General features: G+C 72.2%; 27 protein-coding genes and 1 pseudogene. 10 read left to right on the forward strand and 18 right to left on the reverse strand.

What is annotated here, in order from left to right; genetic code table 11:
- Window positions 1-37: 37 nt before the first annotated feature.
- The 3 genes from LG388_RS13320 to LG388_RS13330 are packed head-to-tail and all read left to right on the forward strand — an operon-like array spanning window position 38 to window position 3,537.
- Window positions 38-1,726: an ABC transporter ATP-binding protein gene (locus LG388_RS13320; protein ID WP_225783207.1), complete on the forward strand. Its 1,689-nt coding sequence runs from the start codon at window positions 38-40 to the stop codon at window positions 1,724-1,726.
- Between the two features lie 19 nt (window positions 1,727-1,745).
- Window positions 1,746-3,086 carry an LLM class flavin-dependent oxidoreductase gene (locus tag LG388_RS13325; RefSeq protein WP_225783208.1) on the forward strand — a complete coding sequence of 447 codons (1,341 nt, stop codon included), beginning with the start codon at window positions 1,746-1,748 and terminating at the stop codon, window positions 3,084-3,086.
- Window positions 3,087-3,096: 10 nt separating this feature from the next.
- Window positions 3,097-3,537 (forward strand): N-acetyltransferase, encoded by a 441-nt coding sequence (locus LG388_RS13330; RefSeq protein ID WP_225783209.1) that lies wholly within the window; start codon window positions 3,097-3,099, stop codon window positions 3,535-3,537.
- A 36-nt stretch (window positions 3,538-3,573) separates the two neighbouring features.
- Here the strand turns inward: LG388_RS13330 and LG388_RS13335 are convergent, their stop codons facing one another.
- From LG388_RS13335 to LG388_RS13390, 12 genes are all read right to left on the reverse strand, one after another.
- Complete coding sequence (locus tag LG388_RS13335; RefSeq protein ID WP_225783210.1) at window positions 3,574-4,470, reverse strand: DMT family transporter; 897 nt, start codon at window positions 4,468-4,470, stop codon at window positions 3,574-3,576.
- 178 nt (window positions 4,471-4,648) lie between these two features.
- Entirely contained in the window at window positions 4,649-5,737 is a 1,089-nt protein-coding gene (locus LG388_RS13340) for an IS5-like element ISCte5 family transposase (RefSeq protein WP_225781276.1), read from the reverse strand.
- A gap of 107 nt (window positions 5,738-5,844) precedes the next feature.
- On the reverse strand, window positions 5,845-6,060 hold the full coding sequence (locus tag LG388_RS13345; protein WP_038216298.1) for a molybdopterin-binding protein: 216 nt from the start codon (window positions 6,058-6,060) through the stop codon (window positions 5,845-5,847).
- Between the two features lie 79 nt (window positions 6,061-6,139).
- Window positions 6,140-7,432, reverse strand: a complete 1,293-nt coding sequence (locus LG388_RS13350) for an O-acetylhomoserine aminocarboxypropyltransferase/cysteine synthase family protein (protein WP_225783211.1) — start codon at window positions 7,430-7,432, stop codon at window positions 6,140-6,142.
- A 24-nt stretch (window positions 7,433-7,456) separates the two neighbouring features.
- Complete coding sequence (locus tag LG388_RS13355) at window positions 7,457-8,278, reverse strand: ATP-binding cassette domain-containing protein (RefSeq protein ID WP_225783212.1); 822 nt, start codon at window positions 8,276-8,278, stop codon at window positions 7,457-7,459.
- Between the two features lie 13 nt (window positions 8,279-8,291).
- The gene (gene ssuC, locus LG388_RS13360) at window positions 8,292-9,134 is read right to left on the reverse strand and encodes an aliphatic sulfonate ABC transporter permease SsuC (RefSeq protein ID WP_225783213.1); all 843 of its coding nucleotides are present in this window, start codon (window positions 9,132-9,134) and stop codon (window positions 8,292-8,294) included.
- A gap of 50 nt (window positions 9,135-9,184) precedes the next feature.
- The gene (ssuD, locus tag LG388_RS13365; protein WP_225783214.1) at window positions 9,185-10,360 is read right to left on the reverse strand and encodes an FMNH2-dependent alkanesulfonate monooxygenase; all 1,176 of its coding nucleotides are present in this window, start codon (window positions 10,358-10,360) and stop codon (window positions 9,185-9,187) included.
- A 13-nt stretch (window positions 10,361-10,373) separates the two neighbouring features.
- Entirely contained in the window at window positions 10,374-10,595 is a 222-nt protein-coding gene (locus tag LG388_RS13370; protein WP_225783215.1) for a hypothetical protein, read from the reverse strand.
- A 17-nt stretch (window positions 10,596-10,612) separates the two neighbouring features.
- Window positions 10,613-11,587, reverse strand: a complete 975-nt coding sequence (locus LG388_RS13375) for a sulfonate ABC transporter substrate-binding protein (protein ID WP_225783216.1) — start codon at window positions 11,585-11,587, stop codon at window positions 10,613-10,615.
- Window positions 11,588-11,631: 44 nt separating this feature from the next.
- Complete coding sequence (locus LG388_RS13380) at window positions 11,632-12,678, reverse strand: sulfonate ABC transporter substrate-binding protein (protein WP_225783217.1); 1,047 nt, start codon at window positions 12,676-12,678, stop codon at window positions 11,632-11,634.
- Window positions 12,679-12,821: 143 nt separating this feature from the next.
- Entirely contained in the window at window positions 12,822-13,406 is a 585-nt protein-coding gene (gene ssuE, locus LG388_RS13385) for an NADPH-dependent FMN reductase (protein WP_225783218.1), read from the reverse strand.
- A gap of 97 nt (window positions 13,407-13,503) precedes the next feature.
- Window positions 13,504-14,553 (reverse strand): sulfate ABC transporter substrate-binding protein, encoded by a 1,050-nt coding sequence (locus tag LG388_RS13390; protein ID WP_304956848.1) that lies wholly within the window; start codon window positions 14,551-14,553, stop codon window positions 13,504-13,506.
- Between the two features lie 169 nt (window positions 14,554-14,722).
- On the opposite strand from LG388_RS13390, the gene LG388_RS13395 reads away from it, so the two are divergent.
- Window positions 14,723-14,995 (forward strand): oxidative damage protection protein, encoded by a 273-nt coding sequence (locus LG388_RS13395; protein ID WP_225783219.1) that lies wholly within the window; start codon window positions 14,723-14,725, stop codon window positions 14,993-14,995.
- A 76-nt stretch (window positions 14,996-15,071) separates the two neighbouring features.
- Here LG388_RS13395 and LG388_RS13400 read toward each other — a convergent pair whose 3' ends face one another.
- Both LG388_RS13400 and LG388_RS13405 read right to left on the reverse strand, forming a co-directional pair.
- Window positions 15,072-15,767, reverse strand: a complete 696-nt coding sequence (locus LG388_RS13400) for a DUF4019 domain-containing protein (protein WP_225783220.1) — start codon at window positions 15,765-15,767, stop codon at window positions 15,072-15,074.
- A 188-nt stretch (window positions 15,768-15,955) separates the two neighbouring features.
- Complete coding sequence (locus LG388_RS13405) at window positions 15,956-16,591, reverse strand: DUF4019 domain-containing protein (RefSeq protein WP_225783221.1); 636 nt, start codon at window positions 16,589-16,591, stop codon at window positions 15,956-15,958.
- Between the two features lie 172 nt (window positions 16,592-16,763).
- On the opposite strand from LG388_RS13405, the gene mnmC reads away from it, so the two are divergent.
- Window positions 16,764-18,635 carry an FAD-dependent 5-carboxymethylaminomethyl-2-thiouridine(34) oxidoreductase MnmC gene (mnmC, locus tag LG388_RS13410; RefSeq protein WP_225783222.1) on the forward strand — a complete coding sequence of 624 codons (1,872 nt, stop codon included), beginning with the start codon at window positions 16,764-16,766 and terminating at the stop codon, window positions 18,633-18,635.
- 245 nt (window positions 18,636-18,880) lie between these two features.
- Complete coding sequence (locus tag LG388_RS13415; protein WP_225783223.1) at window positions 18,881-19,486, forward strand: chemotaxis protein CheB; 606 nt, start codon at window positions 18,881-18,883, stop codon at window positions 19,484-19,486.
- Between the two features lie 70 nt (window positions 19,487-19,556).
- Here the strand turns inward: LG388_RS13415 and LG388_RS13420 are convergent, their stop codons facing one another.
- The gene (locus LG388_RS13420) at window positions 19,557-20,687 is read right to left on the reverse strand and encodes a GGDEF domain-containing protein (protein WP_225783224.1); all 1,131 of its coding nucleotides are present in this window, start codon (window positions 20,685-20,687) and stop codon (window positions 19,557-19,559) included.
- A gap of 240 nt (window positions 20,688-20,927) precedes the next feature.
- On the opposite strand from LG388_RS13420, the gene LG388_RS13425 reads away from it, so the two are divergent.
- Entirely contained in the window at window positions 20,928-21,824 is an 897-nt protein-coding gene (locus LG388_RS13425) for a transglutaminase family protein (RefSeq protein WP_225783225.1), read from the forward strand.
- 84 nt (window positions 21,825-21,908) lie between these two features.
- On the opposite strand, the gene LG388_RS13430 is transcribed toward LG388_RS13425, so the two are convergent.
- Both LG388_RS13430 and LG388_RS13435 read right to left on the reverse strand, forming a co-directional pair.
- Window positions 21,909-22,994, reverse strand: coding sequence for an MFS transporter (locus LG388_RS13430; RefSeq protein WP_225783226.1), 1,086 nt, complete (start codon window positions 22,992-22,994; stop codon window positions 21,909-21,911).
- A gap of 12 nt (window positions 22,995-23,006) precedes the next feature.
- Window positions 23,007-23,225 (reverse strand): hypothetical protein, encoded by a 219-nt coding sequence (locus tag LG388_RS13435; protein ID WP_225783227.1) that lies wholly within the window; start codon window positions 23,223-23,225, stop codon window positions 23,007-23,009.
- A gap of 91 nt (window positions 23,226-23,316) precedes the next feature.
- On the opposite strand from LG388_RS13435, the pseudogene LG388_RS13440 reads away from it, so the two are divergent.
- A pseudogene (locus LG388_RS13440) lies at window positions 23,317-23,508 on the forward strand (DUF2917 domain-containing protein); the annotation flags it as partial.
- A 26-nt stretch (window positions 23,509-23,534) separates the two neighbouring features.
- Here LG388_RS13440 and LG388_RS13445 read toward each other — a convergent pair.
- Window positions 23,535-24,500, reverse strand: coding sequence for a LysR family transcriptional regulator (locus LG388_RS13445; RefSeq protein ID WP_225783228.1), 966 nt, complete (start codon window positions 24,498-24,500; stop codon window positions 23,535-23,537).
- A 146-nt stretch (window positions 24,501-24,646) separates the two neighbouring features.
- Between LG388_RS13445 and LG388_RS13450 the strand changes: the two genes are divergently transcribed.
- A complete protein-coding gene (locus LG388_RS13450) occupies window positions 24,647-25,903 on the forward strand; it encodes an MFS transporter (protein ID WP_225783229.1) in 1,257 nt (418 codons plus the stop codon).
- A complete protein-coding gene (locus LG388_RS26685) occupies window positions 25,900-26,022 on the forward strand; it encodes a hypothetical protein (RefSeq protein WP_255632171.1) in 123 nt (40 codons plus the stop codon). Before LG388_RS13450 ends, LG388_RS26685 begins: the two co-directional genes overlap by 4 nt.
- The last annotated feature ends 32 nt before the right edge of the window (window positions 26,023-26,054 follow it).

The following is a 26,054-nucleotide window of genomic DNA, read 5'->3' on the forward strand; positions in this document are numbered from 1 at the left end:
CCAGTTCCGCGGGTGCCCTCGCCTGGAACCTGTCTGCATGACCGCACCTCTGCTCGCCATTGAGGGGCTTGAAGTCGACTTCGTCGGCCCGAACGGTACCGAGCCCGCGGTGCGCGGCGTGAGCCTAGAGCTGCGCCCCGGCGAGGTGCTGGCGCTGGTCGGCGAGTCGGGCTCGGGCAAGAGCGTGACGGCCGCCGCCGTGCTGGGCCTGCTGCCCGAGCGCACGGCGCGCGTGCGCGGCAGCGTGCGCTTCGACGGCCGCGAACTGCTGGGCCTGAGCGAAGCACAGCTCAACGAAGTGCGCGGCCAGGGCATCGGCATCATCTTCCAGAACTCGCTGACCTCGCTGGACCCGTCCCTGCGCGTGGGCACGCAGCTGGCCGCCTGCGCCGCCCACCGGCGGCGCCTGTCACCCGCGCAGGCGCGCGACCTGGCCCTGCAGTGGCTGGACCGCGTGGGCATCCGCGACGCGGCGCGTGTGATGCGCGCCTACCCGCACGAGCTGAGCGGCGGCATGCGCCAGCGCGTGATGATCGCCATCGCGGCCATGGCCGGCCCGCGCCTGCTGATCGCCGACGAGCCCACCACCGCGCTCGACGCCACGATCCAGAAGCAGATCCTCTCGCTGCTGGCCGACATCCACCGGCGCTACGGCACGGCCATCCTGCTGATCACGCACGACTTCGGCGTGGTCTCCTATCTGGCGGACCGCGTGGCCGTGATGCGCCGCGGCCGGCTGGTCGAACAGGGCGACACGCGGCCCTTGCTGGCCGCGCCGCAGCACGGCTACACGCGCCAGCTGATCGAGGCCGTGCCGGAGATCGGCACGCGCGCGGCAGACACCAGCCATGCACGCCGGCTGGGCGCCGCGCCGCGCGTGGCGACGGCCGCACGGCAGCCGCCCGGCCATGTGCTGCTCGAAGCGCAGGGGGTCTCGAAGTCCTTCGTCATCGACCGCCACCTGTTCAACCGCCAGGGCCGGCGCATCGACGCCGTGGCCGACGCCAGCCTGCAGCTGCGGCGCGGCGAGATCGTGGGGCTGATCGGCGAATCGGGCTCGGGCAAGTCCACGCTGGCCCGCGTGCTGGGCCGGCTGCTGCCGGCCAGCGCGGGCCGCGTGCAGTTCGATGGCCAGGACGTCACCGACCTGGGCGAGCGCGCACTGCGCGACTTCCGCCGCCGCGTGCAGTTCGTGTTCCAAGACAGCACTTCCTCGCTCAACCCACGGCGCCGCATCGCCGCGCAGCTGATCGACCCGGCCCTGCGCCTAGGCGTGGCGCGCGACGCAGCCCATGCGCACGCGCTGGCCGCGCAGGCGCTGGAGCGCGTGGGCCTGCAGGCGCGCCACCTGGCCCGGCTGCCGCACGAGTTCTCGGGCGGGCAGCGCCAGCGCATCGGCATCGCGCGCGCCCTCATCGTGCAGCCCGAAGTGCTGATCCTGGACGAGCCGACCTCGGCGCTGGACGTGTCGATCCAGGCGCAGATCCTGAACCTGCTGCTGGACCTGCGCGCGCAGTTGCAGCTGAGCTACCTCTTCATCGGCCACCACCTGCCGGTGATCGAGTTCCTGTGCGACCGCGTGGCCGTGATGGACCAGGGCCGCATCGTCGAGACCTTCGACGCCGCCGACCTGCAGGCGCAAGCGCGCCACCCCGTCACGCGCAAGCTGGTCGATTCGGTGCTGCCGCTGCGCCCGGCCGAACTGGCGCCAGCGCGCGCCGCCTGAACCTTTGCCCACCATTGCCATGAGCCACAGCGCCCCACCCCGCCGCCTGCACCTGAACGTCAACGCCTGGCTGCAAGGCTTCGCCATCTCGGCCCGGCGCCTGCCCACGAGCGACCCGCTGGCCTTCGCCAACCTGCAGCACTACGTGAAGATCGCGCAGATCGCCGAGGCGGGCAAGTTCGACGCCTTCTTCCTGGCCGACAGCGTGAGCGCCGACGGCCTGGCCGTCGCGCCCGTCACGGCCCTGGAGCCCACGGTAGTGCTGGCCGCCATTGCCGCGCTGACGACGCACATCGGCCTGATCGCCACCGCCTCCACCAGCTACAACGAGCCCTACAACATCGCGCGCCGCTTCGCCACGCTGGACCTGGCCAGCGGCGGCCGTGCCGGCTGGAACGTGGTGACCAGCGCCGACCCCGGCTCGGCCCGCGCCTTCGGCCTGCCCGGCGTGCCCGAGCACGGCGCGCGCTACCGCCGTGCCGACGAGTTCACGCAGGTCGTGAAAGGTCTGTGGAACAGCTGGGAAGACGGCGCCTTCGTGGGTGACCGCGTGCAGGGCCGTTTCGTCGACACCACGCGGCTGCACCCGGTGCAGCACGAAGGCGAGTTCTTCCAGGTGGCCGGCCCGCTGGCCCTGCCGCGCTCGGCCCAGGGCCAGCCCGTGCTGGTGCAGGCGGGCGGCTCGGGCGACGGCCGCGCGCTGGCGGCCCGCCATGCCGAAGCCGTGTTCTCGCTTTCGCAATCGCTAGCGGAATCGGCCGCCTATGCGCGCGACCTGCGCCAGGCCGCCGAGGCGCAGGGCCGCGGCCCCGACGCGATCCGCGTCTTTCCGGGCCTGGGCGTGTTTCTGGGCGGCACCGAAGCCGAAGCCCGGCGCCGCCATGCCGAACTGATCGAACTGGTGCCCCTCGATCAGGCCCTGGCCCGGCTCGCCGGCCGCCTGGCCGTGCCGCCGGAGCGACTGAAGCTGGACGAACTGCTGCCCGCCGACCTGCCCGTGCCGCCCGATGGCAGCCAGACCTTTGCGACCGCCATCCTTGCGCGCTCGCACCGGGAAGGCCTGACCGTGCGGCAGATCCTGCGCGAACGGGTGGGCGGCGGCGGCCACCGCGAGATCGTGGGCACGCCCGAGCAGGTGGCCGACGACATCGAGCGCTGGTTCAGGGCCGGCGCGGCCGACGGATTCAACCTCATGCCCGGCGTGCTGCCCGAAGGGCTGCAGGAGTTCGTCGACGAGGTGGTGCCGCTGCTTCAACGGCGCGGCCTGTTCCGCACCGACTACGAAGGCCGCACGCTGCGCGAGCACCTGGGCCTGCCGCACCCGGGTGGGCCTTCGTCGCACCGCCCGGATCAGGGATGATCGCGCCCCCATGAAACCCTTGCCCCGCATCGAACTCACCGACGCCCCGCCCGACGCGGCGCGCCAGGTCCTCATCAACGGCCTGGTGGCCTACAACCAGGCGCGCACCGGCATTGCCGACCACCGCCCGCTGGCGCTGCTCGTGTACGGCGACGACGGCCAGGTGGCCGGCGGCCCCCGGGGCCGCACCGCCTATGGCTGGCTCTTCGTCGAACTGCTGTTCGTGCCCGAATCGCTGCGCGGCCGCGGCGTGGGCCGCGCGCTGCTCACACAGGCCGAGGACGAGGCCCGCGCACGCGGCGCCGTCGGTGCCTGGCTCGACACCTTCGGCTTCCAGGCGCGGCCCTTCTACGAACGCCTGGGCTACCGCGTCTTCGGCGAGATCAAGGACTATCCGCCGGGCTTCTCGCGCTACTACCTGGCCAAGCGGCTGGGTCGCCCGGTGGACTGACTCCGCTGCCGCGCCCTTCCAGCGCGCTCGGGCGGCTCAGGCGGCGACGCCCTGAGCCGCCACCGGCCGGCGCCGCGTGCCGGCTGCGCAACCGACCGAGGCCCCCATCACCAGGCCGATGGCCAGCCATTGCGAGAAGCTCAACCGCTCGCCGAGCAGCACCAGCGCCAGCAGCGCCGCCACCGCCGGCTCCATGCTGATCATGATGCCGAAGGCCTGCTTGGGCAGCCGTTTGAGCGCCACCATCTCGAGCGAGATCGGAATGGCGCTGGAAATGGCTGCCACGCCCAGACCGGCCAGCAGCACACCGGGCGACAGCAGCGCCGTGCCCGCATGCCAGACGCCCACCGGCAGCACCACCAGCGCGGCCACGCTCAGGCCCAGCGCCACCGACTGGCCCGCGTGCAGGTGGCCCAGCCGTTTGCCGAACACGATGTACAGGCCCCAGCAGGTGGCGGCGGCCAGTGCCCACAGCACGCCCACGGGGTCGAGGGCGCTGCCGCCCAGGCCCACCGGCAGCAGCAGCGACAGGCCCGCCGCCGCCAGCGCCACCCAGACGAAATCGAGCGCACGCCGCGAGGACAGCACCGCCACCGTGAGCGGCCCCGCGAACTCGATGGCCACGGCCAGGCCGAAAGGGATGGTGCGCAGCGCCATGTAGAAGCTCAGGTTCATCAGCCCCAGCGTGCTGCCGTAGAGCAGGACCGAGCGCCAGTCGCCCGCTTCCAGGGGCCGGCGCCACGGCCGCCAGATCAGCAGCAGCAACAGAGCCGACAGGCCCACGCGCAAGGCCGTGGTGCCCTGCGCACCCACGGCCGGAAACAGCGCCTGCTTGGCCCAGGAGGTGCCCAGGCCCAGGGCCGTGACGGCGCCCAGCACGGACAGGAAGGGAATGAACGCCGCCGCCGGTGCGCGGCCCAGGAATAAAGGCATGCGGCGAAGTATCGCCCGCATGCCTTAGCAGGCCGTTGAAAAAATGCTCATCGAACGCGCCAGGGTCGTGGATTTCGAAGAAACGGATCGCCCAAACTGGCCTGCGCAGCGATTGGAGCGGCCATTTCGGCCTGTTTGCAGGCCGTTTTGCCCGTTCCGGGCGCACGTATCCCATGGTTCACGCATGATGCGCGTCCCACCAGCCGCCCAGACTGCCCATGCGCACCAGGTTGTAGGTGGCAAAGCACAGCAGCGCCTGGCCCGCGAGCTTGGCCTGACCGATCAATTTGGTCTTGGCCAGACCACCCACTGTCTTGATCCAGCCAAAGGCCTCCTCGATGCGCTTGCGCACTTTGAGGCTGGTCTTGTAGCCCTCGTGGCGCCGGATGCGGCCATCGACCGCCGAGTGCTTGTCCTTGGCCGCCACGTGTGGCGTGACTTTGAGCTTTCGGCAGCCCTTGATGAAGGCCTGGCTGTCGTAACCTTTGTCGGCCCCGACCGTGGCCCGCTTGTTCTTGTTTCCCCGGCGTTTGAGCATCGCCAGCGCCGCCTCGCGCTCGGCGGTGCCACTGGCATGTGTGATCTCCACATCCACGATCAGCCCGTTGCGGTTCTCCATGAGGATGTGCCCCATGTGGCACAGGCGAGATTTGTCGCCCGCGCTCTTCTTGAACAGCCGGGCATCGGCATCGGTGGTGCTGGCGTGGGTGTCGTTGCAGCGCTCCTGCCCTTTGAAGTTCACCTCGGGGTTGCGTCCGGGTGGCGTGCCGCTGTCGTCGTCTTTGCGTTTGAAACTCTTGTGCGAGGCCCAGGCCTCAATCAGCGTGCCGTCCACGCTGAAGTGTTCGTCGCTGGCAAGCCGGCCCCACTGGGCGCTGAGCTTGACGCGCTCGAAGAAGGCGCGCGCCAGGTCTTCGTTGAAGAGGCGTTCGCGGTTGGCGCTGAAGGTGGAGTGGTCCCAGACCTTGTCTTCAATGTTCAGGCCCACGAACCAGCGGTACAGCAGGTTGTAGTTGACCGCCTCGACCAGCTGGCGTTCGCTGCGGATGGAGAACAGGATTTGCAGCAGCAAGGCCTTGAGCAGCATCTCCGGCGGCACCGAGGGGCGGCCACGGCGGGCGTACACCGCTTCGAACTCGCTGTTCATGCTCGACAGCAGCGCATCCACCACGGCGCGCAACTTGCGCAGCGGGTGTGCCGCTGGCACTCTTTCTTCAAGGCTGATGTAGCTAAACATCGCCCCCTGGAAGTCTTGGTTGCCTCTCATCTTTCTTGTCGCAGTTGTTCCGGGATGGCTTCAGATCGTAGCGGCCGACGCGGACGCTCGCAGGGGATTTTTCAACGGCCTGTTAGGTCGGAGATCGCTGCGCGGGCTTACAGCTTCGCGATCGAGACTTCCGTGGACTTCACCAGCGCGACCACGTCGGAGCCGATCTTGAGCTGCAGTTCGTCGACCGAGCGCGTGGTGATGACCGAGGTGACAATGCCCCAGGGCGTTTCGACGTCGACTTCGGAGACGACGTCGCCGCGGATGATCTCGCGGACCTTGCCCTTGAACTGGTTGCGGACGTTGATGGCTTGGATGGACATGGCAGGAAACTCCTGGGTTGGAAAACTGGGAGGAACGAAGGCCGGGCCCCTCACGCTGCCGGGGGCCCGCGCCGCCGCGTCACCGGGCAGCGACCAGCGCCTGGTCGAGGTCGGCCTTGAGGTCGTCGATGTGCTCGATGCCCACGGACAGGCGCACGGTCTCTTCGCTTACGCCGGCCCTGACCAGCTCTTCGGGCGAGAGCTGACGGTGCGTGGTCGAGGCCGGGTGCGTGGCCAGCGAGCGCACGTCGCCGATGTTCACGAGGCGCGTGAACAGCTGCAGCGCGTCCAGGAACCGGGCGCCGCCGGCGCGGCCGCCGTGGATGCCGAAGGTCAAGACGCCGCTGGCCCTGCCCTGGAGGTACTTCTGCGCCAGCGCATGCTCGGCATGGTCTTCCAGCCCGGCGTAGTTGACCCACTTGACGGCCGGGTGGGCCTTCAGGTGCCGGGCGATGGCCAGCGTGTTCTCGCTGATGCGGTCCATGCGCAGCGCCAGCGTCTCGATGCCCTGCAGGATGAGGAAGGCGTTGAAGGGCGACAGCGCGGCGCCCGTGTTGCGCAGCGGCACCACGCGCGCGCGGCCGATGTAGGCGGCCGGGCCCAGGGCCTCGGTGTAGACCACGCCGTGGTAGCTCACGTCGGGCTCGTTCAGGCGCTTGAAGCGCTGCTTGTGCTGCGCCCACGGGAACTTGCCCGAATCGACGATGGCGCCGCCGATGCTGTTGCCGTGCCCGCCCAGGTACTTGGTGAGCGAATGCACCACGATGTCGGCCCCGTGTTCGATGGGGCGCAGCAGATACGGGGACGGCACCGTGTTGTCCACGATCAGCGGCACGCCGTGCTGGTGCGCGATGGCGGCGATGGCCGCGATGTCGGTGATGTTGCCGGCCGGGTTGCCCACGGATTCCACGAACACGGCCTTGGTGCGCTCGTCGATCAAGGCCCCGAAGCTGGCCGGATCGCGGTGGTCCGCGAAGCGCGTGGTGATGCCCGACAGCGGCAAGGTGTGGGCCAGCAGGTTGTACGTGCCGCCATAGAGCGCCGTGCTGGCCACGATGTTGTCGCCCGCCTCGGCGATGGTCTGGATCGAATAGGCGACGGCCGCCTGGCCCGAGGCCAGGGCCAGCGCGCCGATGCCGCCTTCGAGGGCCGCGACGCGCTGCTCCAGCACATCATGGGTCGGATTCATGATCCGGGTGTAGATGTTGCCGGGCACCTTGAGGTCGAACAGGTCGGCGCCGTGCTGGGCCGAGTCGAAGGCATACGCGGCTGTCTGGTAGATGGGCGGCACCACGGCGCGCGTGGTCGGGTCCGGCGAATAGCCGGCATGCACGGACTTGGTCTCGAATTTCCAATCGGCGTTCTGGGGCATGGTGAGTCTCTCAACAAGGGGGGGTCACACCGCCCAGCGCAGCGCGTGCGCCGGGCGTGAGAGCCAGCGGCTCTCGTTGGCGGCATCGGCGTCCTCGGTCGGCGCTTTCTGCAGCACGCGGTCGAGGATACGTTTCTCGATGGCGGCGAAGGCGGCGTCGCCCTGCTGGCGCGGGCGCGGCAGGTCGATGCGCTCGTCGAGCGCGATGCGGCCGTCTTCGATCAGGATCACGCGGTCGGCCAGCGCCACGGCTTCCTGCACGTCGTGCGTGACCAGCAGCGCCGTGAAGCGGTGCCGCTGCCACAGCCCTTCGATCAGGCGGTGCATCTCGATGCGCGTGAGTGCGTCCAGCGCGCCCAGCGGCTCGTCGAGCAGCAGCAGGCGCGGGTGGTGCACCAGCGCGCGCGCCAGGGCCACGCGCTGGCGCTGGCCGCCCGACAGGCGCGCCGGCCATTCGTTCTCGCGCTCGGCCAGGCCCACCTGGGCCAGCACCTCGCGGCCGCGCGGACGCGATTCGGCGGCGAGGCCCAAGGTCACGTTGTCGAGCACACGGCGCCAGGGCAACAGGCGCGCTTCCTGGAACATGATGCGCGTGTCGCCGTGCAGGCCGTCGACCCGGTGGCCATCGGTGTAGAGCGCGCCGTCGCTGGCCGCTTCCAGGCCCGCGACCAGGCGCAGCAGCGTGCTCTTGCCGCAGCCGCTGCGGCCCACGATGGCGATGAACTCGCCGGGCGCCACGGACAGCTGCGTGTCGCGCAGCACCTCGCGCTCGCCGTAGCGCTTGGACAGGCCACGCGCTTCCAGCTTCACGCCGGCCGGGCCGAGCGGGGAACCCCAGGTATTCATGCGCAACTCCTTGTCATTTCGCGTAGCCCGGGTGCCAGCGCAGCCAGCCCCGCTCCAGCGCACGAGCGAACACGTCTGCCAGCTTGCCCAGCAGCGCGTACAGCAGGATGCCCACCAGCACCACGTCGGTCTGCAGGAACTCGCGGGCGTTCATGGTCAGGTAGCCGATGCCCGACTGCGCCGAGATGGTCTCGGCCACGATCAGGATCACCCACATCAGGCCCAGCGAGAAGCGCAGGCCGACCAGGATGGAGGACAGCGCGCCGGGCAGGATCACGTCCTTGTAGAGCTGCCAGCGCGTGAGGCCGTAGGTGCGGCCCATCTCGATGAGCTGCGGGTCCACGTTGCGGATGCCGTGGAAGGTGTTCAGGTAGATCGGGAAGAACACCGACACCGCGATCAGGAAGAGCTTGGCCGACTCGTCGATGCCGAACCACAGGATCACCAGCGGGATCAGCGCCAGCGCCGGGATGTTGCGCACCATCTGGATGGTGGAATCGAGCAGGGTCTCGAAGAAACGCACCGACCCCGTGAGCAGGCCCAGCGCCAGGCCCAGGCCGCCGCCGATGGCCAGGCCCACCAGCGCGCGGCCGGCGCTGACCTTGACGTGCGTCCACAGCTCGCCCGAGATCGTGAGCGCCCAGGCGGCCTTCACCACATCGACGGGCGCCGGCAGCACGCGCGTGGACAGCCAGCCCAGCGACGAGGCGATCTGCCACGCCACGATCAGGCCCACCGGCACCAGCCAAGGCACGGCGCGGCGCAGCACCTGCCGCGCCAGCGGCGCAAGGACGGCCGGGGTCGCGGGCGCGGCCGCGGGCAACGGTGGCTGCAGGGATTGGACTTGTTCGGTCATGCGGTTCGGAAGGGAGGGTTCGTCAATCAAGCTGCGGCTGGCCCATGGGCTCAGCTTTGCGCGCGCAGCCGCGTGGGCACGTCGACATTCGCGATCGCCTCCCCGAAGGGGCCGGTGACGCGGCTGGGGCTGAGCTGCTGCTGCACGGCGCGCGGCAGCCGCGGAAACACCAGTTCCGCGAAGCGGTAGGCTTCCTCGAGGTGCGGATAGCCCGAGAGGATGAAGGCGTCGATGCCCAGGGCTGCGTACTCCTCGATGCGCGCCGCCACCTGCTCGGGGCTGCCGACCAGGGCGGTGCCGGCCCCGCCGCGCACCAGGCCCACGCCGGCCCAGAGGTTGGGGCTGATCTCCAGCGCCTCGCGGCTGCGGTTGGCACCCTGCCTGTGCAGCGCGGCCATGCGCCGCTGCCCTTCCGAGTCCATGCGCGCGAAGGCCTGCTGCGCGCGGATCACGGTGGCGTCGTCGACGCGGCTGATCAGCGATTCGGCGGCGCGCCAGGCCTCGTCCTCGGTCTCGCGCACGATCACGTGCAGGCGGATGCCGAAGGCCACGCGGCGGCCCTTGCTTTCCGCTCTTGCACGCACGTCGGCGATCTTCTTGGCCACTTCGGCCGGGGTCTCGCCCCAGCTCAGGTAGCGCTCCACCTGCTCGGCCGCCAGGCCGTGTGCGGCTTCGGACGAGCCGCCGAACCACACGGGCGGATGTGGCCGCTGCACCGGCGGGTACAGCAGCCTGGCGCCCTTCACCTGCAGGTGCCGGCCGTCGTAATCGAAAGGCTGCCCATCATGGCTGCGCGCGAGGATCTCGCGCCAGATGCGGATGAACTCGGCCGACTGTTCGTAGCGCGCCGCGTGGTCGAGGAAGACGCCGTCGCCTTCCAGTTCCGCACGGTCGCCGCCCGTGACCAGGTTGACCAGCAGGCGGCCCTGCGACAGGCGGTCGAAGGTGGCGGCCATGCGCGCGGCCAGCGCGGGCTGGTGCAGGCCGGGCCGCACCGCGACCAGGAACTTGAGCTTCTGCGTGGCGCCGATCAGGCTGGAGGCGATGACCCACGGGTCCTCGCAGGAGCGGCCCGTGGGAATGAGCACGCCTTCGTAGCCCAGCCGGTCGGCCGCGCCGGCCACCTGCTGCAGGTAGGCCAGGTCCACCGTGCGCGCGCCTTCACCGCTGCCCAGGTAGCGGCTGTCGCCGTGCGTGGGCAGGAACCAGAACACCTGAACGCTCATGGTGCGCGCCCCTTCACCAGGAATGCGCCAGCACGGGCGCGGGGTGGATCAGGCGCACGGCAGCGCGCAATCTGCGCAGCGTGCGCAGCGGCACGTGGCCATGCGGGGCGCGGCGCGCAATGGCATGCGCCGACGGCAACTGCACGCCCCAGGCCACGGCCGTCACGCCGATCACGCGCAGGGCCTGCTGCGACAGCGCGTGGCGCAGGGGCCTCGAAGGAACTTGGGCGGTCATCGCATCCCCCCTTCCGCTCAGGCCAGGCCCGGGGCCGCGGCCTCGAGCACGTTGATCTTCTTCGGGATCAGCTTGAGCGCGAAGAAGGTGTCCGCGATCTGCTGCTGCTCGGCCAGGATGGCCTTGGTGATCGGGCCCGTGCCGAACTGCGTGCGCTTCGTCGACACATCGACCACCGGCTTCGGAATGCCCCACAGCGCAGACAGTTCGCTGGCCAGCGCCTCGCGGTTGGCCTGGCCCCACTGGTCGATCCTGTTGATTTCCTCGACCAGGATGCGGGTGACGTCCGTGTTCCGGCCCGCGTAGTCCAGCGACGAGAAGTAGTACGCGCGGTTGCCCACCACGCCCGTGGCGTCGGCCAGCACGCGCCCGCCCAGGCCCACTTCGGCGGCGGCGAGGAACGGGTCCCAGATCACCCAGGCGTCGATGGAGCCCTTCTCGAAGGCCGCGCGGGCATCGGCCGGCGGCAGGTAGACCAGGCTCAGGTCGGCATAGGCCAGGCCGTGCTTTTCGGCCAGCTTGACGATGAAGTAATGGACGTTGCTGCCCTTGTTGAGCGCGATGCGCTTGCCCTTCAGGTCGGCCACGGTCCTGATGGCCGAGTTCTTCGGCACCAGCACGGCCTCGGACGCCGGGCGCGGCACGGTCGCGCCCACATAGGCCAGCGGCGCGCCGGCGGCCTGCGCAAAGATGGGCGGCGCTTCGCCCACGTCGCCGAAGTCGATGGAGCCGACGTTCAGCGCTTCCAGCTGCACCGGGCCGGCCGTGAACTCGGTCCACTTCACGCCCACGCCCAGCGGCGCCAGGCGTTGTTCCAGCGTGCCGCGGCCCTTGAGCAGGCTCAGGTAGCCCTTCTGGTGGCCGATGCGCAGTTCGCGCCTGGCGCCCTGGGCGATGGCGGGGAAGCCGGCCAGACCGGCGGTGGCGGCCGTGGTGGCGAGGGCCGCGCCCTGCAGCAGGCGGCGGCGGGAGACAGCGATGGGGTTGTTCATGGTCACGGGATCGAAATCTGAAAAGAGAAGGCGGTGGGTTGCACTCAGGGCTGGGAGGACAGCACGGCGTCGCTCACGCGGATGGGCTTGGGAATGAGGCCCAGCGCATGGAAGGTGTCGGCGATCTCCTGCTGGCCCCGGGCCACCTCGGGCGTGATGGGCTTGACGTTGAATTCGTAGCGGCGCAGCGCGAGCTCGACCACGTCCACCGGCAGGCCCTGCAGCGGCGCGATCACTTCGGCCGCCTGGCGCAGGTTCTTCTTGAGCCAGATGCCCTGTTCCACCGAGTCCTCGAACAGCGCCTGGATCACCTTCGGGTGCTTCTGGGCGTAGCCGCGCTCGGCCAGGTAGAACTGGTAGTTGTTGACCACGTGCGGTGTGCCGGGGGCCGCGGTGCCCTGTGTCCCGTCCGCCAGCACGCGCGCGTTCACGGCCTTCTCGGCAGCGGCCTGGAACGGGTCCCAGATCACCCAGGCGTCCACGCGCTTGCTTTCGAAGGCGGCGCGGCCGTCGGCCGGGGCCAGGTACACGGGCTGGATGTCGCTGAACTTCAGGCCGTGCTTTTCCAGCTGCTTGACCAGCAGGTAGTGCACGTTGCTGCCCTTGTTGAGCGCGACCTTCCTGCCCTTGAGCTCGGCCACGCTCCGGATCGGCGAATCGGCGGTCACCAGGATGGCCTCGGCGCGCGGCGCGGCCGGGTCGAAGCCGATGTAGGCGAAGCGGGCGCCCGCCGCCTGGGCGAAGATGGGTGGCGCCTCGCCCACATAGCCGACGTCGACCGCGCCCACGTTCAACCCTTCCAGCAGCTGCGGGCCGGCCGGGAATTCCACCCACTTCACGCGGGTGCCCAGCGGCGCGAGCTTCCTTTCCAGCGTGCCCTGGGCCTTCTGCAGCACGAAGAGGCTGGCCGACTTCTGGTAGCCGATGCGCAGTTCCTGCGGACCCTGCTGGGCCTGGGCCGTGGTGGCACCGAGGAAGGAAGTGACCAGCGCGATCGCCAGCACCAGCAGCACGGCGATCAGCAGGTCGGCGACGCGCAGCCAGGCCGGGCGCGGGGCGGAAGGAATCGGATCGGTGAAGCTCGGGGGCATGTGAATTTCTCTCTCTTGTGTGCGTGTTCGGGTTCTCCGGGCCAAGCGCGGCCCATCCCGCCATCGGGCGGGTCAGGGACATCTGCGGCTGGAAGGAAAGGACGGTGGCGAAGCGGCGTCAGGCGCTACATCGCACCGCGGCGTTAGACGCTACATCGCACCCGCGAGAAGTGAACAGGTTCGAAACCGCTGCAGGAGGCGGACGGCAAGGCTTCGGCGAGCAGCGTGTCGACCGCCTCGGCCAGCCGGTCGGCAATGTCGACCTGCAGCTGGTAGGCGCCTTCGGGCGTCAGCGTGACCTGGGCATCGCTGGCGTACACGCCCGGCAGGATGTGGCCGGCGCCGAGCGCGCCCAACACGGGGCGCAGCGCATAGTCGAGCGCCAGCATGTGATGGGGGCTGCCGCCGGTGGCCAGCGGCAGCACCGTCTTGCCCTTGAAGGCGGCCTGCGGCAGCAGATCGAGAAAGGTCTTGAGCAGGCCGCTGTAGGCCGCCTTGTAGACCGGCGTGGCCACGATCACGACCTGCGCCGCAGCCACCGAATGGATCGCCTCCTGCACCTGGGCATTGCCGAAGTCGGCGTGCAACAGTGCCTGGGCCGGCAGCTCGCGCACCACCAGCCGCTGCACCGCGAGGCCGCGACGCTGCAGGCGCAGGGCGGCGGCGTCGAGCAGGGCCGTCGAGCGCGAGGGCGCTGTGGGGCTGCCGGCAATCAGGAGAACGGACATGGGAGGAGGTCGGCGGGGCGCGAAAGGCGGGGATCAGGGGAACAGTGCCGGAGGCGGCACGCCCTCGTCCGAAGAAAGGGCGTGCAGTCAGCCGGTCTTACTTCTGCTTGTTCGTGTAGATCTGGTCGAAGGAGCCGCCGTCGGCGAAGTGCTCCTTGTCGGCCTTGGCCCAGCCACCGAAGCCCTGGTCGATGGTGAACAGCGTCAGCTTGGGGAAGGTGTTCGCGTACTTGGCCTTGGCCTTCTCCGACACGGCCGGGCGGTAGAAATGCTTGCCCGCGATGTCCTGGCCTTCCTCGGTGTACCAGTACTTCAGGTATTCCTCGGCCACGGTGCGGGTGCCGCGCTTGTCCACCACCTTGTCGACCACGGCCACCGCCGGCTCGGCCAGGATGGAGATCGAGGGCACGACGATCTCGAACTTCTCGGGGCCGAACTCCTTCAGCGCCAGGAAGGCTTCGTTTTCCCAGGCCAGCAGCACGTCGCCCACGCCGCGCTGGACGAAGGTGATGGTGGAGCCGCGCGCGCCGGTGTCCAGCACGGGCACGTTCTTGTAGAGGTTGCCGACGAACTCCTTCGCCTTGGCGTCCCCGCCGTACTTGCGCTTGGCGAATTCCCAGGCGGCCAGGTAATTCCAGCGGGCGCCGCCCGAGGTCTTGGGGTTGGGCGTGATCACCTGCACGCCGGGCTTGACCAGGTCGTCCCAGTCCTTCAGGCCCTTGGGGTTGCCCTTCTTCACCAGGAACACGATGGTCGAGGTGTAGGGCGAGCTGTTGTGCGGCAGCTTGGTCTGCCAGTCGGCCTTGAGCAGGCCGCCGTTCTTGACCAGCGCGTCGGTGTCGCCGGCCAGGGCCAGCGTGGCCACGTCGGCTTCCAGGCCGTCGATGATGGAGCGGGCCTGCTTGCCCGAGCCGCCGTGCGACTGCTTGATGGTCACGTCCTGGTTGGCCTTGGCCTTCCAGTGCGCCGCGAAGGCCTTGTTGAACTCGACGTACAGCTCGCGCGTGGGATCGTAGGACACGTTGAGCAGCGTCACCGGCTCCTTGGCCTGCGAGCCCTGGGCCAAGGCCGCAGTCCCGGGCAGGGCCATGGCCAGCGCCGCGCCGGTGCCGAGGGAAAGCTTGATAAAGTCGCGTCGCAAGTTCATGTTTCTACTCAGAAGTGCATAAGGTCAGTGACCTGAATTCTGAGTAGCGCATAACGAATCTGGAACGACCGAGTTTTCAGTTCTAAATAGCCAAATGAGCTAAGGACCGGTGCGCGGCCCGCGCTCCGGCTCTTCGCCCTTCCCCACTTCTGCAGCAAAAGGTTTCCCCATGGCACGCATGGTCCAGTGCATCAAGCTCGGCACCGAGGCCGAAGGTCTCGACTTCCCCCCCTATCCCGGCGAACTGGGCAAGCGGATCTGGCAAAGCGTCAGCAAGCAGGCCTGGGCCGACTGGCTCAAGCACCAGACCATGCTGGTCAACGAGAACCGCCTGAACCTGGCCGACCAGCGCGCGCGCGAATACCTCAAGCGCCAGATGGAGAAGCACTTCTTCGGCGACGGCGCCGACGCGGCCCAGGGCTACGTGCCGCCGGCGAACTGAAGCGCCACCCGTTCCGAGCGGCTTCCCGAGCGCGCCCCTTGCGGGCGCGCTGCCGTTTCTGGCCTGGTGGGCCCTTTCAGCGCCGTGTGGCGGGGGCCGGGGCGGCGGCCGCGGGCGGGCGCGGCACGGCCTGCGACGGCGACTGCGCAGCGGCCGCCTGGGGCTGCAGCAGCTGGGTGCCATAGCCTGTGAAGAGCCAGGCGTTGCCTTCCTGCCTGAAGCTCAGGCGCTCGGCCACGCGCTGGCCGCTGGCCAGTTGCGCCACGTACATCACGTTCACGTACTGGCCCGGCGGCGGACTCTTCGAGTCGGGACCGAACTGCACCGGCTGCACCCCGCCGCGCTGGCGGCCCTGCACCGTGCCCAACGCGGCCCGCGCCCGGCGCACGCCCTCCTGGAACTGCGCACGCGGGCTGGTGGCCTGGACGAAAGGCGCCGTGGCGGCCCACAGCTCATCCATGCGGTTGCTCTCGATGAGCTGCAAGGTGGCATCGCTGCGCGCGAGCAGCGCCTGCAGCGCCGGGTTCGGAGCCGCCGCTTGCGGCGCCTGCGGGGCCGGCTGGGGCGCGCCCGGCTGGGGCGCGGGCTGTCGCGCCGGTGGCTGCGCCGCAGCGGCAGGCGATGCCGCCGCCGCGTTGGGCGACGGCTGCGCGGCAGGCGGCTGGGGGCCGGTCGTCGAGCAGGCGCTCAAGGCCAGCGCAGCGGCCGCGGCGAGCCAGGCGGGCCCCTGCTTGGGGCGGCGGGCGGCGTCGGGGGACAGGTAAGGCGACATGGTCGGTTCACGCTCCAGAAGTGCCTCAGCGGGCAGAGATCGGCATCGGCCCAGGCGGCGGACGCCGCAGAGGGCACCTCGCCCGCCCGTGGACGGGCAGCAGTTCGAGAATACCGCCGCCCCGGCGAAATACCCTTCATTCGCAAGGGTCATGCCTTGCCGAGGCCGAAGGTGGGCCGATGGCTCGGTCAGCGAGGCGCGGCGCTGGCGGCAGCCGGCGGCAGCGGCGACGCCACCTGCGCCGTGTAGCCCGTGAAGCGCCAGCCGTCGCTTTCCTGCCGGAAGCTCAGGCGTTCGACGGCCGTGCCGCCCGCCGCCCGCTGCGCCGTGTATTCCACGTTGGCGTACACGCCGGGCGGCGGCATGCGCGATTCGGTGCCCAAGCGCACCATCTGCACGCCCTGCGCGCCCGCGCGGCTGCGGCCCTGGATCGCACCCAGCGCGGCGCGGGCCTGCGCGATGTCCGCGAGGATGCGCTCGCGCTGGCCCGCCTGCTGCAGGAAGGGCGCCGCCCACGGCCACAGCTGCGCGGCCTGGCCGGCATCGATCAGGCGCACGCTCGCGTCGCTGCGCGCCAGCAGTGCCTGCACGCTGGTGGGCTGCGCGGCAGGGTCGGCGCCGCCCGGCGGTGCGGAAGCCAGCGTGGAAGGCGGCGAGGCCGGCTCCGGCTCGGCCACGCCCGCGAGCCGCGGAGGCACCGGCACGCCCGAGGCCGGCCGGGTGAGGCTGCAGGCCCCGAGCAGCAGGGCGGCCGCGATGGCCAGGCATGGCAGGCAGGCGGCAGCCCAGCGGCGATTGCGAAGCAGGGGCAGAGACGGGCTCATGGTCAGGCGAAGCTCCACGGACATGCGGGCAGGCATGGTGCGGCCAAGGGCGAAGCGCGGCGGCCGGGCCGCCCCCGGCATGGCGCCGCGCCGAGAATAGCCGCCCTGCGCCCCCCTGACGGCGCAGGCTGCCCATGCCCCGCCCCATTTTTCACACCTTTGCGCTGCCCGCATGACCGAGCCCGTCACCTGGCGCCCCGACGGCCAGCCTTTCAGCGCACGCTTCGGCGACGTCTACCACACCGAAAGCGGCGCCCTCGCCCAGGCGCGCCAGGTGTTCCTGGGCGGCTGCGGCCTGCCCGACGCCTGGCGCGGCGCTGCGCAGTGGTGCGTGCTGGAAACCGGCTTCGGCCTGGGCCTGAACTTCCTGGCCACCTGGCAGGCCTGGCGCGCCGACGCACGGCGCCCGGGCCTGCTGCATTTCGTCTCCGTCGAGGCCTTCCCCGTCGCGCCGGCCGACCTGCTGCGCGCCGCCGATGCGCATCCCGAACTGCGGCCGCTGGCCGGGGAGCTGGCGGCGCAATGGCACGGCCTGCTGCCGGGCTTGCACCGGCTGGCCTTCGACGGCGGCCGCGTGCTGCTCACGCTGTGCATCGGCGACGTGCAACCCATGCTGCGCGCCCACCGGCCCTTCCATGCCGACAGCCTCTTCCTGGACGGTTTCAGCCCCCGCGTGAATCCACAGATGTGGTCGCCCGAGACGCTCAAGGCCGTGGCGCGCTTCGCCCGGCCCGGCACGCGGCTGGCCACCTGGACCTATGCGCGGGCGGTGCGCGACGCGCTGGTGCCGCTGGGCTTCGTGCTCACGCGCGCAGCCGGCCTGCCGCCCAAGCGCGACTGCCTGCACGGCCTGTTCGCGCCCGCCTGGCCGCGGCGCGCGGCGCCGGCCGTGCAGCAGGCGCTGGACGAGCAGGCCGGGCCGCCGGCGCGCTGTGCCGTCGTCGGCGCGGGCCTGGCCGGCGCCGCGGTGGCGGCCAGCCTGGCGCGGCGCGGCTGGCAGGTCACGGTGCTCGATGCGGCCGCGGTGCCGGCCACGGGCGCCTCGGGCGCGCCGGCGGGCGTGCTCGCGCCCCATGTGTCGCCCGACGACGCCCTGCTCTCGCGCCTCACGCGCGCCGGCGCGCGCGCCACCTGGCAGGAGGTGCAGCGCCTGCTGGCCGAGGGCCGGGACTGGCAGCGCCATGGCGTGCTGGAGCGCCGCGCCAGCGCGCAAGCGCTGCGGCTGCCGCCCGGCTGGGGCCCGGGCGCCCCTCACCTGTCGTGGGTGGCCGACGCGCCGGCCCTGCAGGCGGCCGCGCTGCCGGCGGGCACGCCGGCGCTGTGGCATGCGCAAGGGGGCTGGGTGCGCCCCGCACGGCTGGTCGCGGCCTGGCTCGCGCAGCCCGGCATCCGCTTCGAGGGCGATGCCGCCATCGCGCGCATCGAAGAGGCCGGGGGCGTGTTCACGCTGATGGACGGCGCCGGCCGCGTGCGCGCGCAGGCCGAGCGCGTGGTCCTCGCCGGCGGGGCGAGCGGCCGCGCGCTCGCCCCCGGCCTGCCGCTGCAGCCCGTGCGCGGCCAGCTGGCGTGGGGGCCGCATCCGGCCGGCCTGGACGCGCGCGCCCTGCCCGCCGTGCCGCTCAACGGCGACGGCCACCTGGTGCCGCGCCTGACCGACGACGCGGGCCGGCCCTGCTGGCTCAGCGGCTCCACCTTCGAACCCGGCGACGACGGCAGCGACCTGCGCCCCGCGGGCCGCGCCCACAACGCCGAACGCCTGGCGCGCCTGCATGCGCCGCTGGCCGCCGCGCTGGCGCCGGCCTTCGCGCGCGGCGAGGTGCGGGACTGGGCCGGCGTGCGCTGCGCCTCGGCCGACCGGCGCCCGCTGGTGGGACCGCTCGATCCCGCGCGGCCGGGCCTGTGGGCCTGCACCGCGCTGGGCTCGCGCGGCCTGAGCTTCGCAGCCCTTGCCGCCGAACTGCTGGCCGCGCGCTGGCACGGCGAGCCCCTGCCCGTCCCCGCGGCCTGGGCGCGCGGAATGGACACGGCGCGGCTGCGCGGCTGAGGCGGCGCCGAGCCGCGCTGCGGCGCCTGCGCGGAGCGCCCCGGCCCCAACGGCGGGAAGCAGCACGGCCGCGCGTTCCTTGCGCGGCCCGCCTTGCATGGCCCGAGTGCCTGCCAGGCGGCCCGCCGCGCTCCGCTGCCAGGTCGCGCCGACAGCGGGCGTAGGGACCGGCTGACCTGCACCCGCCCCGCATGCGCGCACGCTGGGCGCATCGCGCAGCGGCCCTGGCGCGGAGGTCGCCCCCCATGAAAACAGCCATCCCCCAGCTCATCGTCGTCGCCGCCTCCGTGGGCGGCTGGCAGGCGCTGACGCGCATCCTGAGCCAGCTGCCGGCCCACTTTCCGGCCGCGATGGCCGTGGTCATCGAGCCGCCGGAGCCCGGCCCGGCCTCCGCGCTCGCGGCGCTGGCCAAGCAGACGGCGCTGCGCGTGCGGATGGCCGAGGACGGCGCCGAACTGGCCGCCGGGACGGTGCATGTGGCGCCGGCGGGCCACCGGCTCACCGTCAGCGGCACCGGCCGCCTCGGCGTGGCGCCGGCCGCGGCGCAGCCCGCGCCCGCGCAGCCCCCCGCGGACGCCCTGTTCACGAGCGCGGCGAACGCCCTGCGGCACCGCGTCGTGGGCGTGGTGCTGAGCGGCACCGGCCGCGATGGCGCCGCCGGGCTGACCGAGATCCACAAGCAGGGCGGCGTGTGCATCGTGCAAAGCCCGGGCGAAGCCCAGTCCGCCCAGATGCCCATGCATGCGATCCTCCAGGACGACCCCGACTACATCGCCTTCCTGGACGACATCGGTCCCTTGCTCATGACGCTGGCGACCCAACGGCGCGGCGGCGCCGGCGCTTCGCCGTGAAGCGCCGGGCCCGGCGCGAGGGAAGCGGCGCATGGCTGCCGCCCTCCTGCCGTGCCCCCGCGCCTGCCGGCTACGGCGCTTCGACCACCCGGTTGCGGCCCTGCCGCTTGGCCTGGTAGAGCGCCTCGTCCGCGCGCCGGATCAGCGCATCGGGCGAATGCGGGCCGCGGGCGACCCGCACCAGCCCGATGCTGACCGTGCAGCGCAGGGCGCCGTGCGCCGCCACGGCCCGGCGCAGCCCTTCGGCCACCGCGCGCGCATGCGGCGCGCTGGGGCCGGTCAGCAGCACGGCGAATTCCTCGCCGCCATAGCGGCCGAGCACGCCGTCGGCGGGCAGGGCCTGCTTCAGCACGGCGGCCAGCGCGGCCAGCACCTCGTCGCCCGCCGGGTGGCCGCGCTCGTCGTTGATCTTCTTGAAGTCGTCCACGTCCAGCATGAACACCGCCGTGACCGCGCCGCCCGGCCGCGCCAGCGCGGCCTGCGCGGCGGCCATCCAGCTGCGGCGCGTCAGCGTCTGCGTCAGGCCATCGTGCGAGGCGATGAACTCGAATTCCGCGCGCACGCGCTCGGTGGCCATGAACAGCACGCCCACGCCCAGCAGCAGCACGGCGACGCTGAAGGTGGCCAGGTAGGCGCCCTGCACGGCCGAGGGCGTGTAGATGTGCATTTCCGGCCGGTCCACCCACCACGTGACCGTGCCGCGCGCCGCCATCAGCGCGCTCAGGCACAGCAGCACGCCCGCGGTGAAGCGCGCGGCCCAGCCCTGGCCATGGCGCAGCAGCAACTGCAGGTGCGCCCCGCCGATGAGCGCGAGCGTCCAGGTGAAGGCCGCGATGCGCACCCGGTAGTCCGGCCGCACGAAGGAGAACCAGGCGATGAGCGCGAGGCTGGCGCCGCACAGCAGCATCCACGGCCACCAGCGCGCCGGCCGCCCCAGAAAGCGCTCGCTGCCCAGCAGCAGCAGCGCGAAGCCGACGAGCAGCAGGGCGTTGCCCGGCAGGGTGGCCAGGCGCGGCGCGAAGGCATGGGTCAGCAGGTAGCAGGCCGTGCCGGCCGCGTAACTCAGCAGCGCGATGCCCCAGTGCCGCAGGCCGGGCACGCGCTGCGCATGCGGACGGCGCAGCCCGAGCAGCAGCAGGCCGACCACCAGAGCCATCAAGCCGGCCATCGTGCTCAGGGATTTCGGATCCAGCGCTTGCATGGGGGAAGGAAGGGACAGGCCGCGGGGCGCTGGCCGCCCACGAAGCGCCATGGATCCAGCCGGCAGAATGTGACCAATCATCTCATTTAATAAGAAATTGTTCATTGACATTTCTTATGACCAGCCCGGCCCCGGCCGATGCGAGGGGAAACCAGCCTTGCCGCAGGCCCGGCGCGCCGGCGGCGGACGGCCCGGCCAGGGATCCGTCGCACAATCCGGCTGCCTTCCGGCGGGCCGACCATGACCACGCGCTACGACATCCTCCACACCACCACCTACCGCTACCACGAGCCGGTCAATTTCGGCCTGCACCGGGTCATGTTCCGGCCGCGCGACAGCCACGACCTGCGCGTGCTGGCCACCGACCTGCAGGTGAGCCCGCAGGCGCATGTGCGGCTGATCCAGGACCCGCATTCCAATTCCGTCGCGCTGGTGCAGCCGCAGGGGCCCGCGGCCGAGCTGACCATCGTGTGCGCCTTCACCATCGAGTACGTGCCCGGCCTGGAAGACCAGCTGCAGCTGGACCCGGCGGCCGAGTTCCTGCCTTTCGCCTATTCGGTGCAGGAGCGGCTGGACCTGGAGCACTACCTGCGCCCGCACCACGAGGACGCCGACGGCACGCTGATCCGCTGGGCGCACCAGTTCCTGCACAGCGGCGAACCCAACAGCACGCGCGAGACGCTCACGCGCATGAACGCGCACATCGCCCAGAGCCTCAAGTACCAGGCGCGCGACGAGGAAGGCACCCAGACGCCGCTGGAGACCCTGGCCCTGGGCGGCGGCAGCTGCCGCGACTACGCCCTGCTCATGATGGAGGCGGCGCGCCGCCTGGGCATCGCCACCCGCTTCGTGTCGGGCTACCTGTACGACGCCGCGCTGGACGAAAACGCGCAGGAGCCGGGCGAAAGCACCGTGGGCGCCGGCGCCACGCATGCCTGGCTGCAGGCCTACCTGCCCGGCGCGGGCTGGGTGGCCTTCGATCCCACCAACAACCTGATGGGCAGCGCGCGGCTGATCCGCGTGGGCGTGGCGCGCGACCCGGCCCTGGCGCCGCCCATCAGCGGCAGCTGGTTCGGCGAGGCCGACGCCTATGCGGGCATGGACGTGGTGGTGAAGGTCACGCGCCGGCGGGAATAGACCCGCGCCCGGCCGGGCCTGGGCGCGCCGCTGCCCGCGCGGCGCGGAAGAAGACGCGCCACCGCGCCGGAGCTCCGGCCGGCCTCAGGCGCCGCTGCCGACCCGCGCGGCCGCCCGCTGCCGCCGGCCATGGCGCCAGGCCAGGCCCAGCGCCGCGGCCAGCAGCAGCGCACTGGTGAGGAGGCCGGCGGCCAGCGTGCCCGCCTGCCCCCAGTGCTGCAGCGCCAGCGCCACGGCCACCGGCGCCCCGGCCGAGAGCACGAAGGCCGGCCGCAGGAGGCCGCCGACGATGCGGCCGTAGTGCGCCGTGTCGAACAGCAGCAGCGGCATGGCGCCGCGCGTGATGGTCGCCATGCCGTTGCCCGCGCCGTAGCAGAAGGCGAAGGCGGCAGCGCCGATCCAGGCGCCGCCGGCCGCCAGCGCCAGGCCATAGGAGGCGGCCAGCAGCGCGCAGGGCAGCAGGTTGAGCCATACCGCGTCGTAGCGGTGGCCCCAGGCCACCACCCAGGCGCGGGCCGTGAACTGGCCGATGCCCAGCAGGGTGGCCAGCGTGACCGCCGCCTGCGCGTCCCAGCCCAGGCCGCGCAGCAGCGCCAGGAAGTGCGCCGCCACGCCCGTCTGCATGACCAGCACCAGCACGGCCACGAGCCCGAAGAGCCAGGTGTCCAGCCGCGTGGCGCGTGCCACCGGCGCCGCGGCCGTTGCGGCCGCCGCAGGGCCCGCGCCGGGCGCGGCGGCCTCGTGGCGCTGCCGCGGAACGGCCAGGTGCAGCAGCGCGCACAGCACCAACAGCCCGGCGTACACGCCCAGCGCGCCGCGCCAGCCCAGCGCATCGGCCAGCGCCTGGCCCACGGGCCAGAACACCGTGGAGGCCAGGCCGCCGAACAAGGTGATCTGCGACATGGCGCGCTTGGCCGCCGTGCCGCCCAGGTGCGCCAGCGCCGCGAAGGCCGCGTCGTACAGGGCCAGCCGCATGCCCAGGCCCAGCAGCACCCAGCCGGCGAAATAGACGGGGCTCGCATGGCTCAGGGCCAGCAGCGCGCAGCCGGCGGCGCCGCAGCCGCAGCCCGTCATGAGCGCGGGGCGGCCGCCGCGCCGGTCGATCCACCGGCCCGCGAAAGCGGAGCTCGCCCCCATCGCCAGCAGCGCCAGCGAGAAGCCGGCCTGCACATGCGCCGCGCTCTAGCCCAGCTCGGCGCCGATCAGCGGCCCGAAGACCGCGATGAGGTAATGCATGCAGCCCCAGCCCACGAGCTGCGACAGGCCCAGGCAGACGACCAGGCGCGTGCCGATGCGGGGAGGGGCGCAGCCGTCGGGGGCGCGGGGCGGCGTCTGGCGGAAGCGGCGGTCATGGGCGGGCGGGCTGGCCCCACTGTAAGCGCTGCGCCCGCGCGCGGGCATGCGTGCTTCTCATGGGTGGCGGGCCGCCTTTGCATGCCAGGCGCCCCACCGGCCGCCCACACTGGCCGCACCTCGTTCGCAGGAGCCCGCCATGCACCCCACCCACTTTCTCTCGCCCGCGCACAGCCTCACGCTGCACCTGCGCGCCGGCACGGCCGTGCGCTGCGTGGCGGGCCGGCTGTGGCTGACGCTGGAATGCCCGGCCCTGCCCGGCGCCAGCCCGGACGTCCTGCTGGAGCCCGGCGAGCAGCACCGCATGCCGGCCAATGGCCGGGCCTTCGTGCATGCGTGGGGGCCCCACACCGCGCGCTATGCGCTGGTGCCGGCGGCCGGGCCGGGCCGCGCGCCGGGCTGGCTCGCGCGCGCCTCGGCCTGGATCCAAGCCGCCACGCGGCGCACGTCCTCGCGCGGTGCGGGCTCGGCCTGCAGCAGCCAGTAGCCGAAGGGGCTGGGCCGCGGCGCGGCCTCCCGGAGCACCCCGTCGGGCAGGCAGGCGAGCTGGCCGCTGGCCAGCAGGGGCTGCAGCAGTTCCAGGCGGCCCAGGGCGACGCCCTGCCCCGCCAGCGCCGCATGGATCACCTGGTCGTACTGGTTGAGCCGCAGCATGGTCGGCCGCGTGCGCGCCCCGCCCGCGCGGGCCGGCATCGCGGCGCGCCAGCTCTGCCACTGCAGCCAGGGCCGCGGGTCGTCCAGCTCCAGCAGCGTCATGCGCGCCAGCGCCCCGGGTTCGTGCGCCAGTTCCTGCGCCAGCCGCGGGTGCAGCACGGGCGCCAGCGTCTCGCCGAACAGGTGCACGGCATCGGCCGGCGCGTCGGCGGCGCTGCAGTAGCGCATCGCCAGGTCGATGCCGTCGGCGCGCAGGTCGGCCAGCCGGTTGCCGGCCGACAGCCGCAGGTCGACCTGCGGATGCAGGCGTTGCAACGCGGGCAGGCGTGGCAGCAGCCACAGGCCCACCACGCCCACGCTGGCCGTCAGCGTGACGGGTCGCCGCTCCTCGCTGCGGCGCAGCTCGCCCATCACGTCCTGCAGCTGCTGCAGCGCGCTGTCGGCGCTGCGGAACAGGCGCTCGCCCTCGGGCGTGAAGGCCACGCCGCGGTGCTGGCGCACGAACAGCCTGCAGCCCAGCTGCTGCTCCAGCGCATGGATCTGGCGGCTCACGGCCGACTGCGTGAGGCACAGCTCCTCGGCCGCGAGCGTGATGCTCATGCGCCGGCCCACGGCGACGAAGCCGCGCAGCGGGTCGAGCGAGGACAGGCGCACCAGGGGCAGGGACACGGCGCCATTGTGCCGCGCGGGCGGCGCCACGCACGGGCCTTGCCATGCGCCGCATGCATGGCAGCGCGGCGCAAAGATCGCTTGAGCGCGCCCGCACCGCGGCCTCCAATGCCGGCATCGCTTGCCCTTTCCTCAGGAGCCTTCCCATGCCCTTCGCCGCCCTTCCCCGTTCCGCACCGCCCGCGCGCTGGTGGACCCAGGCCTGGGTGCTGGTGCTCGCCGGCGGCCTGGTCATGGGCCTGGCGCTGGGCGCGCGCCATGTGCAGGGCCTGTTCCTGCTGCCCGTGACGCAGGAGCGCGGCTGGTCGCGCGAGAGCTTCGCCTTCGCGCTGGCGGTGCAGAACCTGGTCTGGGGCCTGGCGCAGCCTTTCGCGGGCATGGTGGCCGACCGCTGGGGCGCGCGGCGCGTGGTGGCCACGGGCCTGGTGCTCTATGCACTGGGCCTGCTGGGCATGAGCCAGGCCGCCACGCCGGCGGCCTTCGTGATCGCCGGCGGCCTGTGCATCGGCGTCGCGCTGTCGGGCACCTCCTTCGCCGTCGTCTACGCGGCGCTGGGCCGGCTGGTGCCCGCCGAGCGCCGCGGCTGGGCGTTGGGGCTGGCCGGGGCCGTGGGCGGCCTGGGTCAGTTCCTGCTCGTGCCCGGTGTGCAGGGGCTGATCGATGGATGGGGCTGGGTGGCGGCGCTGGGTTTGCTGGCGGGGGTGGCGGCGCTGATGCTGCCGCTGGCCATGCCGCTGAACGACCGCAGGGCCGGCGCGCCCGCGGGTGCGCCGGCCTCGGCCCCGCCCCAGGCCTTGCGCGCCGCATTGCATGAAGCCTTCGCGCACCGCGGCTTCTGGCTGCTGAACCTGGGCTTCCTGGCCTGCGGCTTCCAGCTGGCCTTCGTCGCCAGCCACCTGCCGGCCTGGCTGCTGGACCGTGGCTGGCGCGCGTCCGACGGCATGGCCGCGCTGGCCCTCATCGCGCTGGCCAACGTGGCGGGCACCTATGCCTTCGGCCTGCTGGGCGCGCGCTACAGCAAGAAGAAACTGCTGGCCGGCGTCTACCTGGCGCGCAGCGCGGCGATGGCGCTGTTCCTGCTGCTGCCGCTCTCCACGGCCAGCCTGTACCTGTTCGCGCTGGCCATGGGTGCGCTGTGGCTGGGCACGGTGCCTTTGACCAACGGGCTCCTGGCGCAGGTCTTCGGCGTGCGCTACCTCGCCACGCTGTTCGGCTTCGTGTTCTTCGGCCACCAGCTCGGCAGTTTCCTGGGCGTATGGCTGGGCGGGGCGGTGTTCGAGGCCACCGGCAGCTACGGCCCCGTGTGGGCCGGCGCCATCGGCCTGGGCCTGCTCGCCGCTGCCCTGCACTGGCCCATCGACGAGCGGCCCCTGCCCCGGCTGGCGCGCGAGGCCTGGGCATGAAGCGGGCCGACTGGGTGGCGGCCGCGGGCCTGCTGCTGGCCTGCGGCGCGGCGCTGCCACTGTGGCTGGACCCGGCGCTCGCGGCCGCCGCGCTGGCGCTGCTGAGCCTGTGCGCGTGAACGCACGGGCAGCGGGCGCGGGGCGTCCCGCC

The sequence above is a fragment of the Xenophilus sp. Marseille-Q4582 genome, assembly GCF_916700565.1.
Classification (GTDB): Bacteria; Pseudomonadota; Gammaproteobacteria; order Burkholderiales; family Burkholderiaceae_C; genus Xenophilus.